Origin of the sequence: Natrialba magadii ATCC 43099, assembly GCF_000025625.1 — an archaeon.
GTDB lineage: Archaea > Halobacteriota > Halobacteria > Halobacteriales > Natrialbaceae > Natrialba > Natrialba magadii.
Map to the genome: position 1 here is coordinate 1,376,216 of NC_013922.1, position 14,890 is coordinate 1,391,105.

9 protein-coding genes are annotated in these 14,890 nt (G+C 63.5%); 2 read left to right on the forward strand and 7 right to left on the reverse strand.

Translation table 11 applies throughout. The annotated features are described in order from the left end of the window. Nucleotides 1-34: 34 nt before the first annotated feature. The 6 genes from NMAG_RS06470 to NMAG_RS06495 all read right to left on the reverse strand — a co-directional run bounded on the left by NMAG_RS06470 (nt 35) and on the right by NMAG_RS06495 (nt 11,074). Entirely contained in the window at nt 35-1,267 is a 1,233-nt protein-coding gene (locus tag NMAG_RS06470) for an MFS transporter (RefSeq protein WP_004268001.1), read from the reverse strand. Nucleotides 1,268-1,441: 174 nt separating this feature from the next. Continuing rightward, complete coding sequence (locus NMAG_RS06475) at nt 1,442-4,237, reverse strand: heavy metal translocating P-type ATPase (protein WP_012996507.1); 2,796 nt, start codon at nt 4,235-4,237, stop codon at nt 1,442-1,444. Between the two features lie 186 nt (nt 4,238-4,423). Further along, complete coding sequence (locus NMAG_RS06480) at nt 4,424-6,001, reverse strand: carboxylate--amine ligase (RefSeq protein ID WP_004268006.1); 1,578 nt, start codon at nt 5,999-6,001, stop codon at nt 4,424-4,426. Between the two features lie 28 nt (nt 6,002-6,029). Further along, nucleotides 6,030-7,382, reverse strand: coding sequence for a GNAT family N-acetyltransferase (locus NMAG_RS06485; protein WP_004268007.1), 1,353 nt, complete (start codon nt 7,380-7,382; stop codon nt 6,030-6,032). Nucleotides 7,383-7,598: 216 nt separating this feature from the next. Then, nucleotides 7,599-9,116: a WD40/YVTN/BNR-like repeat-containing protein gene (locus NMAG_RS06490; protein ID WP_004268008.1), complete on the reverse strand. Its 1,518-nt coding sequence runs from the start codon at nt 9,114-9,116 to the stop codon at nt 7,599-7,601. A 311-nt stretch (nt 9,117-9,427) separates the two neighbouring features. Continuing rightward, complete coding sequence (locus NMAG_RS06495) at nt 9,428-11,074, reverse strand: sulfatase-like hydrolase/transferase (RefSeq protein ID WP_012996508.1); 1,647 nt, start codon at nt 11,072-11,074, stop codon at nt 9,428-9,430. A gap of 200 nt (nt 11,075-11,274) precedes the next feature. On the opposite strand from NMAG_RS06495, the gene NMAG_RS06500 reads away from it, so the two are divergent. Further along, nucleotides 11,275-12,387 carry a transposase gene (locus NMAG_RS06500; protein ID WP_004268010.1) on the forward strand — a complete coding sequence of 371 codons (1,113 nt, stop codon included), beginning with the start codon at nt 11,275-11,277 and terminating at the stop codon, nt 12,385-12,387. A gap of 265 nt (nt 12,388-12,652) precedes the next feature. Then, on the forward strand, nt 12,653-14,341 hold the full coding sequence (locus tag NMAG_RS22430; RefSeq protein WP_237076821.1) for a sulfatase family protein: 1,689 nt from the start codon (nt 12,653-12,655) through the stop codon (nt 14,339-14,341). Between the two features lie 14 nt (nt 14,342-14,355). On the opposite strand, the gene NMAG_RS06510 is transcribed toward NMAG_RS22430, so the two are convergent. Next, a complete protein-coding gene (locus tag NMAG_RS06510) occupies nt 14,356-14,763 on the reverse strand; it encodes a hypothetical protein (protein ID WP_004268012.1) in 408 nt (135 codons plus the stop codon). Between the last annotated feature and the right edge of the window lie 127 nt (nt 14,764-14,890).

Below are 14,890 nucleotides of genomic sequence, written 5' to 3' on the forward strand. Positions count from 1 at the left end.
CTACTATAGCCGTACCCACTCGAACAGCAACAGCCTACGGCCGCAACGCCCACCCCGCAAGCACGACGACCAGTCCGCCTGCCGCGAGCAGCCCGAACCCGGGGACGAACGAGCCGGTCGCATCCCGGAGCGCGCCGATCAGGACCGGCCCGAAGAAGCCGCCAATCTCGCCGACTGCGAAGATAAAGCCGACCGCGGTTCCGGTCAGTCTGGCACCGATGCCCTCGAGTTCAGGCGGGATTGCGCGGACCAGCGGCGAGACGCCACCGGTGCCGATACCAGCGACGACGATACCGAGAACCGCCAGCGCGCCGGTAGTACCCGCGATGAGGAGTCCGACACCGACGAAGGCGACCGTTCCACACGTCATCAGCGCCTGTCGCCGCGCGTCGAACCGGTCTGCCAGTTCGGGAACCGCGAGGACGCCGCCGACGTAGGCGACGACGAACAGGCTCGTCGCCTGGCCCGCGCGGCCGGCCGACAGCCCGCGGGACTCCAGCAACGTCGGAAGCCAGCCCTGCATGCCGTGGTTGAGCAGGAGGTACATCGTGCCGAGCACGACGACAAGCTGCAGCTGGCGATGGGTGAGGACGAGCCGGAGATCAGTGCGGACGGACTCGAGTGAGAACGAGTCGTCGGAATCGTCGCTGTCGTCCTGAGTGGAGTTCGTGCGGTCGTCGAGCCGCGTACGGAGTGCGACGAGGAGCCAGAGGAGGCCGTAGGCGACCGTGACGATGCCACTCCAGAGGAACAGGGCGCGCCAGCCGCCGAGCGCGGGGCCGAGGATGGGCCGGCCGACGGCGAAGACGAACGCAGAGCCGGCAGAGGCACCGACGAGGTAGATCGAGGAGGGGCGGCCGGTTTCGCCGGGCGGAAAGAGAACGCCGACGAGTTTCGGGAGGCCGAAGGTAATCGCGGTCGCGCCGACACCGAGCAGGAGCGTCCAGGCAAGCAGCGAGGGGAAGCCGGTGGCGACGCTGCGGCCGATCTGGGCGATGCCGTAGCAGAGGACGCCGGCCGCGAGACTGCGACCGGGGCCGATGCGGTCGACGGCGAGTCCCGAAAACAACGCGAGCGGGATGTAGGTAAGCGGGACGGCACCGGCGAGGAGACCGGCCTGCGTGCTCGTGAGGTCCAGTTCGCCGATGATCGTCGGGAGGTACGCCGGAAGGGAGAACCAGACGAACATCAGACAGGTGTAGCTCCCGGTGGCGAGGAAAACGAGCCAGTAGGCGCGTCGCATGTCGACGGCGGTACTCGCCGTCATCGCGACCGGTCGCGCAGGTGGCGACACGCACAGTGTAGTGGCGACAACATCGACGCTGTTCCTCGACCGTGCGCGGGATGCGACCCGATGGGCCGAGTAGTTTGCCCTCGCGGTGGAAACCACCGGCTCGCGGGACGACTCCCGAGTCGTTGTGTCCGTCAGTGTCGCCGAGTACTACGGCGAGAGCAACGACCGCCACGAGTTCGCCGCGATGAGTCCCGCAGTCCCCACGACACCAATCGTCGTGAACAGGGGGTTCAACACACCCGCAACTGCGAGCGGGAGCACGAGCGCGTTGTAGCCGAACGCAAGTACCAGGTTCTGGTACACCCGACGACGGGCCGCCCGTGCGAGCGCGAACGCCCGCTCGACGCCCGCGAGGTCGTCGTCGACGATGGCGAGGTCGGCCGCGTCGGCGGCCAGCGCTGTCCCGCTACCAAGCGAGATGCCGAGGTCGCATGCGGCGAGTGCCGGCGCGTCGTTCGTCCCGTCGCCGACCATTGCGACGCGGTTTTCCTCACAGAGACGGCGAATCGCTGCGGTCTTGCCATCCGGCGATACGCCTGCAAAGACGTGGCTCACGTCCGCGTGGGCCGCGAACGACGAGGCTGCGTTCCCCTCGTCACCGGTGAGAACGACGACCTCGATACCGTTCGCTGCAAGCGCCGTAATCGTCTCCTCCCACTCCGTCCGCGCCTCGTCGCCAATGACGATAATACCCTCCGCAGAACCATCCCGACCGACGAGCACCGGCAACCGTCCTGCTGATCGGGCCGACGCTGCGCGGTTTTCGAGTGACTCAGGACAGTCCCACCCGCGGGCTGCGAACAGATCCGGATGGCCGACGAGCACGCGGTTCCCGTCGACGAACCCGGAGACGCCGCGGTCGTGTGCGGTAAACTCGTCGATGTGCTCGACGGCAGAATCGTCTGTGGTCGTCTCAGAACCCGTGGTCGCGCTGCCCTCGGCGTCGTCGGCGTTCGGTGATGCGGTGCCGCCGTCAGTGCGGACTGGCTCCGACCCCGCAAAGGCATCCGAAATCGCCTTCGCCGCCGGGTGTGCAGCGCGGTACTCGAGTTCCCCCGCCGCCTGCAACAGGTCGGCCGGCGCGTCGGCCTCGATGACGCTCATTTCGCCGGTGGTGAGGGTTCCGGTTTTGTCGAAGACGACGACGTCGATACTGCGGAGGCGTTCGAAGACGGTTTCGTCGAAGACGATGATACCGTGGGTCATCGCCTCGCGAATGCTCGCGGCGACGGAGCAGGGAGTGGCAAAGCCGAGCGCCCACGGGCTGGCGACGAGAATTGCCAGGAACGTCGCCAGTGTGGCGGTCGTGTAGTCGCCGCCCTGTGCGATGGTGAAGACGGCGGCCGCTCCGGCGGCGACGAGGACGAGCGGGAGCGCGAGGGCTGCGAGGTCGTCCGCGCGGCGCTGGAGGCCGTGAGTCGCACTCTGGAGGTTCCAGACGACATGCGTGAGCCTGTCGATGCTGCTCGTCGGGTGCTCACCGACGGCAACAACAGCGGCGTTGTCTAGCACGACGGAGCCGCCGACGACCACCTCGCCAGCTGTCTTCGTGACGGGCAGCGATTCGCCGGTAACGACTGCCTCGTCGACCCGACAGGTACCCGTCGTGAGCGTCCCGTCAACGGGGATGCGTTCACCCGCCCGGACGAGGACACGATCACCGGGTGAGAGGGCCTCGACGGGGACTGAACGGGTGTCCGTCGCGTCGTCATCCTCGGGCGGTGCGCTCGTCTCGTGGCCCTGACCGACCTGACCGGGATCGTACAGTCGCGCGGTCGATACCTGCGATATTGTAAGGTCTGTGAGTCGGCTCATCGCCTGTCGCTTGACCATCGCCTCGGCGAAGAACGCGGCCATGACCAGCGCAGCTACGAGCACCGTGAGATCGTAGTAGATGTCGTTTCGGCCGGCGAGGATGGTGAGCGTGCCGTAACAGAACGCGGCGCCGACGGTGAGCGTGGCGAGCAGGTGCGTGCTTGCCCGACGGCGTCGGAGACTGATGTAAGCCCCGCGTAACAGGGGCATTCCGGCGAGGTAGAGCACGGCACCGGTGACGGTGAAAAATAGCGGCAGGATCAACGTCCCGTCGAACCGCTGGAACGCCTCCTCGTAGAGTGCGAGGAAACCCCAGTCGACGACGCCGGCGAGATACGTCGGATACAGCACCGCGACATACGGGACGAGCAGGAACGACCCAAAGACGATGCCAACGATGTATCGAATCTCGAGCATGTCGTCCGCGCGGCGCTTTCGAATGCCCGTCATCTCGCGTGATCGCTGCGTGCCGCCGGTCGACTCGGCGGCAGCACTGGTAGCGGACTCTGCGTCTGGTGCTGACTGTGATCTCGTCGTTGCCGTTTCTTTGGTCCTCCCCGTCGCCTCCTCGCGCCGGTAGGCAGTGTAGCCGGTTCGCGTCAGGATCGACTCAAGTTCGGCTGCAGAAATCCGGTCGGGATCGTGATCGACGCGGACGGTTTCGGTGACGTAGCTCGCGGTGGCCTCGTGGACGCCGGGCGTGGATTCGGCGACGTACTCGAGATAGGATTCACAGAGGGCGGCGTGCATGCCGTCGATGCGGAAGAAATTGCGAGTGGAGGAGTCGGGTGTGGTTTCTGTCTCTGTCTGTGTTTGTGGGGGTGTGTCTGCGTCTACAGCTGCATCTGTGTTTAGCTTCGTCTCCGTATCTGACTCCACCGCCGACCCCGCAACATCGACCGGCGAACCGAGCGCGGCCGCGACATCCCGGCAGCCGCGAGAGCAAAACGACTCCTCGTTTTGGGAGGGGCGACCGGTGTCGCTGCCGCTACCGCTGTCGCTGTCGCTGTCGCTGCCGCTGTCGCTGTCGTTCACGGACCCGAAAACGGAGTCCTGTCCGTCCCCAAGCGCGGCTCCACACAGCGAGCAATGGTCGGTCCCCGATCGCGATCGCCGGTCAGGAGTCACAGGCGAGTGTGCTCCGCGGAGTCAAATAACGGTACGCACACGCTTGTTGTGTGATAGGTGTGATAGGTGAGATAGATGTGATAGATATGGTAGGTGTGATAGGTATGGCGGGTATGATAGATTCCGTGATGGACAGTCAACGTTCTGCCACTGTAGTCGACCTGGCTCGCCAACGTCGTCCCAGAACTACCGCAACGACTGCGCCGCGTTCAACAGATCCCGGGCGAACGGGCGTGGGTCGTTCCAGCTGAGGTAATCGAACCGTGGCTCCGCAGCGATCGATCGGCAAATGTCCCAGAGCGCCGTCGAAAACCGCGGCTTCTCCACCAGCGGTACGTCCGCCGTCAGGATCGAATGGAGGTGCAACAGCTCCCCCCGGAGGAGGTGGCCACCGATCCCCACCTCGTAGCTGTGGTCGATCCGTTCGCCCTCACCCGTCGCGAGCAGCCAGTAGTAGTACGGAAAGTCAGCTCCTGTCTGTACCGTAAACGGCAGCGACGACCAGAATCGTGGATTGATCTCCATCAGCTTGAACTCGCCCGTCTCCTCGTCGCGCAGGAACTCGACCATCGCCAGCCCGTGCCACTCGAGTGCATCGAGCAGATTCCGACCAGCCGTCTCGAGTGCGGGAATGCGAACCGACTCGCGGTAGGAACTCGGACCGCCAGCGTAGCTGTAACCCCGCCGTTGACGGTGCTGGAAGGTTGCGACTGGCTCGCCGTGGTCGTACAGTGCGAAGAAGGCATACTCGTCGCTCGTCGGAACGTACTCCTGAACGATCGGGGTGTGACGCATTTCGGTGCGGAGGGACTCGAGTACTGATGCTGCGGTGTCGGTGGTGTTAGCGGTGTCGGCGGTGTCGGCGGTGTCGGCGGTGTCTGCGGTGTCGGCGATACTGGTGGTGTCACCAGCGCGCTCGCCGTCGCCACCTCCCGATGGCGAAGAAGACGCTGCACTGGTCCCGCCGTCGGTATCGAGGGAGTCGTGCGAGTAGCCTGTCTTGCCGGTGGCCGTGCGTATCGGATTGGTCGCTATCGCGGTCAGCGTATCACCACGAACGTCGCCACCCTCGTCGTCAGTGGCTGCAGCCGTCGAAGACCCAGTAGAGCTGTCGTCGCTCGCTGGCGGAGACCCGGTTGCACCGTTCTCAGGTGTGGGCGTTCCGCTTGCCGGTGCGACTTCGATTTGTTCAGAGTCGCCGCAATCGAACTCGAGATAGCGAGTCGACGGCGGTGCGAGACAGGTCTCAGGACCGTATTGGTCGACGTACTCGGCTGTAAGGATCGAATACCGCGGCTTGACGATCCACTCTCGGTTCGGGTCAGGGACCTCGGTACACAGCGTCGTCTCGGGAATCGCCACGCCCGCCTCTGACGCGGTATCGAAGAGTTCGATGCGATCCTGGACGCGCGCGAGCGTCTGCAGGTCGGGCCAGGGCGTCCCGATGTGGTCGGCGAACTCGTCCCGGTAGGCTGCAAGGGCGTAGACATCCGGCTCGCGCACAGGAACGATCGTTTGCACGTCGGGACGCTTCGCGAGCGATAGCAGCGCGTCCTTGTACGCGAGCAGGTTCTCGTGTGGCGACGGCACGACGATTGCCTCGTCACAGTAGCGCGACCGGAACGACGGGGTCTGCTCGTCGCTCGAAACGACAATGGTCCGGATTCCCTGTCGCGCGAACGAGCGGAGGCACGCGAGCGAACTCGGCGCGGTAATCCCCGGCACGACGACTGACTTGCGCCCACCCCAGACGTTCGATTCCATAGCGAGCGGTCCACAGCGGGGAGAAATGTTATGTTGTGTCTAAATCGAGCCGCGAGAGACACCAGTCGGCTGCCGAACACGTTTCGAACCCGCCCGCTGTGTTCGCATCGGAACGAGACTCCTCACCCACGAGGTCCCGAACCAGCAACGTCCGACAGGCCGGCTGCAGGATCGTCGAGAGCGGAAATCGTGTATCCGGATAGAACCGGTACCGAAGCGGCTTCGGCAGCGTCTCCCCGAACGCCGTCACGAACGCCCGCTCGCGCGCATCGGCGAGCGCCCGAACGAGGAGGGACTCGAGTGCATCGGCCTCAGCCTCGAGGTCGCGCGGCAACGTCTCGATGATCTCGATGGATTCACCGGCGGCGGTGCTGTTGGGAGCGGTAACGAGTGCGGCAACCGGTTCGTCATCGCGTGTGGCGACGTACGTTGGGTAGGTCTGGGTTGGTCTATCGAAGCGCCACCGGTAGAACGTCTCGCTCCGGTTGGTGTGGAAGCCATCGGGGATCGAACGCTGATAGGTGGCTGCGAGGACTGCAGCCGGTGGCCGGTCGTGTTGCTCGATGGTGAGGTCGGTATCGGTCGTCGCGAGCAGCCGATCGCCAGCCCGGTGGACGGTCGGTACTGCAGCCGTGACTGACTGGGCGACGCGGTCGGCCGCGCGAACGCCGCGGTCGTCGGCGACCGAATCGGCCTCCGTGGCGTTGGCTGTCGTCGCCGTCGACGATGACGGGCCGACCGTAAGCGGTGATTCCGACGACTTCGCTGGGTGAGGTGACGAAAGTCGTGTCGAACTGCCGGCCACGTTCGACTCAGTCGACCCGGCTGTCGCAATCGACGCGGCCGAGTCCGTCGGCTCCGTCTGTGCTGTCTCGCCTGTAACCGCTCGCAACACAGTACTGGGGTCCTGGGGCCGGTAGTACATCGGCACCGACCCTACGTCCCGCCAGCCGTGGTTTATGTTCCCCTGTTTCGAGTGCTCGTTTGGAAAGTTAAAACAGAACGCCGGGTCCTGCGCCTGGCCAGCGTAGCGCTCGAGTGCCAGTTCGTTCATCCGACCGAACAGCCCTTGGCGTCGGTGGTCGGAATGGACCATCGTGTCGCAGGGCTGGAACGCCGGGAAGACGGTTTCCCCGTTGCGGACCGGTTGCGCGAAGAACGACCGCGCGCCGACGAGTTCGCCGCCCCGCTCCGCGACGATGATCGGCACGTGGTCGACGAAGGGATTCCGTTCGAACTTCCAGCGGAACCAGCCGGTTCCGCGCTTCCGGTCGAAGACCTCGTCGTAGAGGGAGAGGAAAGCGCTCCGGTCGCTCGGTCGAAACGGGCGAACCGTGTACGACGCCTGCGGACGCGGTCGAGTCGAGCGGAACTGGGTCATGGGTGATGTCGATACCGACGGTGGACTGTTGCTTCGTCTCGTCTCGCCCCCGCGTTCACGCCGGTACGACAATAGTCCCTTCAGTCCCTTCGAAAAAAGCGGTTGAGCCTGAATACGCAGTGCTTACCAGCCAGCTAACCAGTTCGTTCGCTGCGCCCGGTTGCGATTTCGGCTATGAACGTCTGCGGGCGTGCTTGTCCGAACGCGACTAGATTGTCATCCGTTACTAATTTTTGGGTTGTCATATGCGTCCTGTTGGACGATCATTCCACCAGTCCCCACTGCGAGACACCGACCGGAACCGATCGCAACGGCGTGTAGGGCGCCGATCTCGGCGGATTCCAGCGTTCCATCGGCGTCGACCGTCGACCACGATGCTGTCGACGCGCGCTCGAAAAGCGAGCCGTCATCGTCGCAGGCCACTGTCCGGTTCCCTTCGCGGGCGATTCCGGTCAGTGTTGTCGAGGACACTCGCTCTGGTGTCCAGTTCGTGCCGTCATAGCGGTGGACAACGCCATCGTCGGCGCTGAGAAGGACCGATGACTGTGATCCGGCGTCAGGGTTTTCATCATCTGCATCCATCACGGCTCGCACCGCAACGTCGGTCAGCGTTCCATCCGCACCCTCGATTCCGATCCGTTCGAACGATTGGCCGCCATCAGCTGTTTCGAAGACACCGTCGTTCGTATCGCAGCAATACCCCGTCGTGGGGTCGGCTAACGCCACACCGCTCAGACTCGAGCCGCTGCCGGGTGTGACCGGTTCGTTCCACGTCACGTCACCGTCGCGGTACTGCCCACGGACGACGTTCCCCGACCCATTGACGAGCAGGACCGTCTCCTCGCCGGCCGAGCCGCCGACGGCGAGCCCGAGCCAGTTATTTGTGATATCCCGCGGTGCCGTGTGATCGGTGTGGCGACCCGTGTCCGTCTCGAGTCGCCCCACTGTGCCGCTGTCGCCAGCGACCCAGACCGCGTCGCCGTCGTCTGTTGCGTCGACACCGACGAGATCGTTCCCGGCGGCACCAGGGCCGTCCTCGAGAACGGTCGTCCACTCGTCGGCCTCAGCGAGAACGACGCCGTCGTCACCGACTGCGTAGCCGCGACCAGTGTCAGTGACGACCACGTCGTGCAGTGTCGCTGCCGTCGGAACCGACGGGAGCACCCACTGTTCGGTCTCGTCCGGTCTGTCGTCGTCAGTACTTTCGACCCGCTTGTCAGCAGTTACAGTCCTGCTGTCAGCAGTCGCAGCGTCAGAGTCGGACATCGCAGTCGATCCAGCTTCCGTCTCAGCCGCAACTGCCCCGTCTCGCACTTCCACCGGTGTCTGCTCGGGTTCGTCGGATCGATCGTCGTCGAACTGGTCAGCAGGAGGCTGCCGACCATCGGGCGTCGTCGACGTTGACGAGTCTTTCGCTGCCTGCGCGGTCGCCGCTTCGGGTTCAGTCTGCTCGCCCTCCGTTTTGGGCTCAGTCTGGGACGGACTCGAGTGCCCCGAGAAGACGTCCAGGTCACCGGCCTGTCTGCGCCAGCGGATGTAGAGAACGATTGGAGGAAGGAGGTACGAGGCGAAGGCGAGGGCGGCGAACCAGCGGTGAACGAACGTCAGCGTTCCGAAGGCGGTGAGACCGACTGTTGCGACGGTATGGATCCACGTCTTCGTGTAGTTTCGGAAGAAGGTTCCGAAGCCGCGTTCCCCCGCCTCCGTCTCGGTGCTGTGTTCGTTCGCAGCCATTTCACGAGTCGTGCGGTAACGGTGACGATCCAGTGGGGGTGCTCTGGGTGCGATTCAGTTGGGCGGGCGCGCAAACAGTCACAGCCCACGATTCTAGCGCGAGCGGCAAAACGGCGTTGCAGGCACAACGAGCGGACTCGAGTTTCCGGAGTCGAAAGTTGACAGCGCTAGTCGGGTCGAAACTGCACAGCGCTACTCAAGTCGGGATCGGTCCGCGTCCGCGTCCACATCCGCGTCCGCGTCCACATCCGCGTCCGCGTCCGCGGGACGTGTGACGTGTCAGGAACAGCAGTCCAGCCCCAGCCACGCGCTTACAGATAACCGAGATCAGCCAGTCGCTCTTTCGTCCCCTCTCGCATCGCCACCTCGTCCGTCGAGTCGGGTTCCGACTCGGCCAGCGGATCGAAGCGCTCCTCGAGTTGCTCCTGGAGCGCGCTGACGGTGTCGGGTTCGGCCTGGACGAGGTTCGACTGCTCGGCTGGATCGGTCGGGACGTGATGGAGCCGTTCGAAGCCGTCGTCGCCACGGACGTACTTGTACTCGTGTGTCCGAATCGCACGAAGTCGGCGGTCGAACTCGCGGACGCGGTCCGGAATATCGCCGAATCGGGCTTCGAGCCGGTCGATCGACGGCTGTGGGGCGACGTACTCGGCGAAGACAGCGTCTCTCGGATCGTCGTCCGACGCGGGGTGGAGTGAGCGCCCGCTTCCCTGTTCCCGCAGTTCGGGATCAGAAACACCGACGGCGTCGAGGAGTGTGAGCGGCAGGTCGAGCAGTTGGACGAGGTCGTCGCGGTGGGTACCCGTCACATCGTCAGTGGTGGTTCCGGATTCAGTTCCAGTTTCGGTTCCACTTCCGGACTCGAAATCGGCGTCAGTAAACGGCCCCCCGTGACAGACCAGCGGCACGTTGATCAACGTATCGTACAGGTTGTACTGGTGGCCGAAGAAATCGTGTTCGCCGATATGCTCGCCGTGGTCGCCACAGACCACGAAGAGGGTATCCTCCCATTCGCCGTGGGACTCGAGTGCCTCCCGGAGACGACCAACCTGGGCGTCGGCGTAGGCGAGTTCGGCGCGGTAGAGGCCACGGAGCAGTTCGAACTCACGCTCGGTGATTTCGTAGTCCTCGCAATCGTAGGCGCGGGGGTCCTGTCTGATCGCGGTCGCCTCCTCGTAGGTCGCGTCCTCGGGGAGGAAGCGTTCTGCGTACTCTTGCGGCGGGTCGTACTCGACGTGGGGTTCGATGAAGTTACAGAAGAGGAAGAACGGCTTGTCGTCGTCGCGGTCGCCGAGCCAGCCGTCGACCCAGTCCGCAGAGCGGGCGGCACCGTCGTCACCCGATGGCTGCAGGACTTCGCTGTAGAGGATGTTCGCCGCGTTGACGACGGGATTGCCGTCGAACAGTCGGTTCCGGGTCGCCTGGAGCTTTTCGCGCAGATCCTCACCCCGGACGACGGCCCCCATGTCGGCGTCGGACTGGATGTACTGCCATCCTTTCCGGAGGTCGTCGAAACCGCGGTCAAAGCCGAACTCCTCGGTTATCCAGGTGTTGTTCGAGATACCGACGGTCTCGTAGCCGGCGTCGGCGAACGCCTCGGGAAGCGTTCGAAGTTCCGGATCGAGGAACGTGTGCCCGCCGTGCGTGCCGTGTTCGGAGGCATACAGGCCGGTGAACATCGAGCCGTGGGAGGGAAGTGTCCACGGAGCCGTCGCAAACGCGTTCTCGAAAACGGTGCCAGTTTCGGCGAGCCGACACAGCGTCGGTGTTGGTTGGGTCGGATCGTGGCGCTCGTCTGGGTCGTCTTCGGCTGGATCGTTCGAACTTGCGTCCGTGGTCGGCCACTCGCCGACACTCCTCGCACGTGCCGTATCGAGTACGACGAGAACCACGTTCCTGGCTGTTGAATGTGACTCCGATTCACGTCCGTTAGACTCGGCTGCTGATTCCTCCGCCATGGTTGACAATGCTCCGCCACACGTGGGGAAGGCTACCAGCCCGGAACGTGCAGGTGATTCACGATATCGTGATGCCACACACGACGTATCGGATTCGGATACATTCAGCTGTAAGAAATACTTACGGAAGTGCAAGGAGAAAGCCCCGCCCTTCACAGTAGACGCCGAACCTAATTTTCGGCGTTGCTGGTAGGGTGGCTATGGTCAAGACAACCGAAGCAAAACAAGTCTGTCGCGCCGCATCTACCGTGGTTTATCCAGCACTCGATTTCGGAATCAAACCTTGTGGGAGCTATACGAGAGAGGACTTCGAGAAAGTCCTCTCTCGTGTCGCCTTTGAACAAGAGTTCGCTAACACTGCTGGAAAAACGTGCCAACTCGATCATGGCGAACCCGTCGACATTACGTCGACGGCTCGCAACGGGCTCGCAAAATCACTGCTCTACCATCTTCGGAACTTGGAAGCGGACGCTATCGACGGTCAGTTCGATGGCGTCCGCGACGATCTCTTCGAGATTCTTCGGAAACAACGGCTCTTGCCTGACTGTGTTGATGTTGCGATCGATCTCCACGAATGGCGGTTTTACGGCGATGCAGACACTGACCACGTCCTGATCACCTATCCCGATCAAGGAACCAATCGAACGTACTGTTTTGCGACGATCTGTATCGTCGCACCGGGAACGCGATTCACGCTCGACGTGCTGGCGCTGGAGGCGAACGGTTTCCGCGAAAAGCGCGAAGCCGTTCGCTCGTTGCTGGAAACGGCACAAGAGTATGTCTCGATTAGACACGTCTACCTCGACAGAGGCTTCTACCAGGTCCACGTCGTTGCGGAACTCGAACAGCTCGACGTCGATTATATCGTCCGTGCACGCCCGAGTAAGGGGATGAAAGCCCGTCTCAGCGCCGGCGCTGAGACGGTCGTTGACGAGTATCTCGTGCAACGGAAACGTAAGCCAACCGCTTCAGTTGCAGTGACTGTGTTTGCTGTGCCACATCGGTCAACCGAGGACGAGCACGTCTGGTTCGTTACGAATCTCGACCTTGAGCCTGAGGCGGCGAGAGCGTACGCGGCGGCGTTTCGCCGCCGCTGGGGAATTGAGACTTCCTACCGCCAGATCGGAGACTTTCTCCCGAGAACGTCATCGCCGACGTTCTCGGTGCGACTGTTCTACTTCCTGTTCGCGGTTTCGATGTACAATCTGTGGATCCTCGCAAATGTGCTTGTCTCAGCTGGTGCTGTCCCGGAGAAACCGCCAATCTCGACACGTGTCTTCAGAAAATTCGTCGATGTGACCGATTACGGCTAGAGGAAGATCTGTCCGACCGAGATGATCGGTCAGAACGTCGTAACCGAGTGGCAACGCTCAGAAACGCCGCCGACAGCGGCGTTTCTTCGTGCCCTTCCTCGCTGTGTCGCATAGATCGTTGGAGCGCTGCAATCCAAATCGGTTGATCAACCAGTTACGTTCGGCTGTCCGCGTTGAATCGGCAACTACTGTTCAGGGCGGGGAGGATGTCAAGGCCCGTGTCGCGACCAAACGCTTACTCAGTTGCTCACTGTATCTCATCCGCATGACCAACGACCGGCCGAACATCGTTCTCGTCCACTGCCACGACCTCGGGACGTATCTGGGCTGTTACGGTGTCGACGTGGAGACACCCCACATCGACAGTCTTGCCACCGACGGCATCCGGTTCGACCGGCACTTCGTCACCGCACCCCAGTGCTCGCCGAGCCGGGCGAGTCTGTTCACTGGCCGCCACCCCCACCAGAACGGTATGCTCGGCCTCGCGCACGCCGACTGGGAGCTCGGCCCCGACGAGCGCGTCCTCCCGGACCTGCTCTGCGATGCTGGCTACGAAACCCACCTCTTCGGCCTCCAGCACATCACCGAGTACCCCGACCAGCTCGGCTACGACCACATTCACACCGAACAGCCCCTGACCGTCGAGGCGTCGCCGGCCGTCCACGAAACCGCCCGCGCGAACGCCGTCGCAGACGAGTTCGCATCCGTACTCGAGTCCGACGGTCTCGGCGACCCGTTCTTCGCCTCGGTCGGCTTCTTCGAACTCCACCGCGTCGAGGAAAACGGTGGCTTCGGCTTCGAGGGCGACCGGTACGACGCGCCGGCCCCCGAGGACGTGGCCCCACTCGAGTTCCTGCCGGACAGGCCCGGCATTCGGTCGGATATCGCCGAGATCAACGGGATGTTGAACGCGTTAGACGAAGCGACGGGGACGGTACTCGAGGCGCTCGACGAGGCAGGTGTCGCAGACGAGACGCTGGTCGTCTTTACGACCGAGCACGGGCTGGCGATGCCGCGTGCGAAGGGGTGTTGCTTCGATCCGGGGATCGAGGCGGCGTTGCTCATGCGCTATCCATCACGAATTGACGGTGGCCAGACGGTTGACGATCTCATCAGCAACGTCGACGTGTTCGCGACACTCATCGCGGTTGCCGACGCACCGGTGCCGGAGACGCAGCTTGCCGGGGAACGGTTCACGCCGCTGTTGTTCGGTGACGCGGGCGACGAGGGCGACGAGGGCAACGCGGGTGACGCGGGTGACGCGGGCGACGAGGGCAACGCAGGTGACACGGATGACGCGGGCGACGAGGGCAACGCAGGTGACACGGATGACGCGGGCGACGAGGGCAACGCAGGTGACACGGATGACGCGGGCGACGAGGGCAACGCAGGTGACACGGATGACGCGGGCGACGAGGGCAACGCAGGTGACGCGGATGACACGGATGACGCGGGCGACGAGGGTGACAAGCGCGAGAAGCGCGAGGAAAATAGCGAAGACAGTGACCGCGGCGACTACGAGCCCCGTGACCGCATCTTCGCCGGCATGACCTGGCACGACCGCTACAATCCGATGCGGGCGATCCGGACGGAGCGCTGGAAGTACGTCCGCAACTTCTGGCACCTCCCCCACGTCTACATGACGACGGATATCTACTGCAGCGCCGCCGGCCGGGAGATGCGCGAGGAGTTCACCGGCGATCAGCGCGCCTACGAGGAACTGTACGACCTCGAGGCCGACCCGCTCGAGCAGGAGAATCTTCTACTGGCGGACACGCCCGATACAGTGGACACTCCCGACCAGCATGGGAGCCGGGACGTTGACGATGTCCGTACCCGACTTCGGGACGACCTCGTCGACTGGATGACCGAGACGGACGATCCGCTACTCGACGGCCCGGTCGTCCCCAGCGACTGGGAACGCATTCATCCCGAAATGGGCGACGACCGCTAGCACGACGCCTCGATTCACTCGCTGCCGGACTCTGGGTGCTGTCGTTCGTACTCGAGTCGCTGGCAGCCGACGACCAGCGAGTCGGGAACGTCTGACGCTGCCTCGTGGAGCGTGGTGAAGACGACTGCGACCTCGTCGAAGCGGTCTCCACGGACCGCACGCAGCGGGTCCGACTCCCACTCGACGAACCCGAGGTCGGCGAGCAACGGCAGGTGTTTGTGCACCAGTTGCTGTCGAAGCGTCGTCGGGTCGACGGGAACGTTCGGGTTAATCGCCGCCGCCGGTAACGCAACGGACTGGTCGGGCCCCTGATCTAATAAGGCGATAATGACCTGCCGTCTCGGTTCCGCTGCAACCGCTGTGAACACCTGGTCCCACCGCTTGACAACACGCTTCCCGTTGTCGAACCGTACCACCGTCATGGCACAGTATGGTAACTACACCGATATAAATCGTGTGCTCTTGGTAACAAATAGCAGCGGCCCTACCAGCCGCTTGTTACGAAACGAAATATAGATGCCGAGCTAATGTAACAGATATAACTATTCT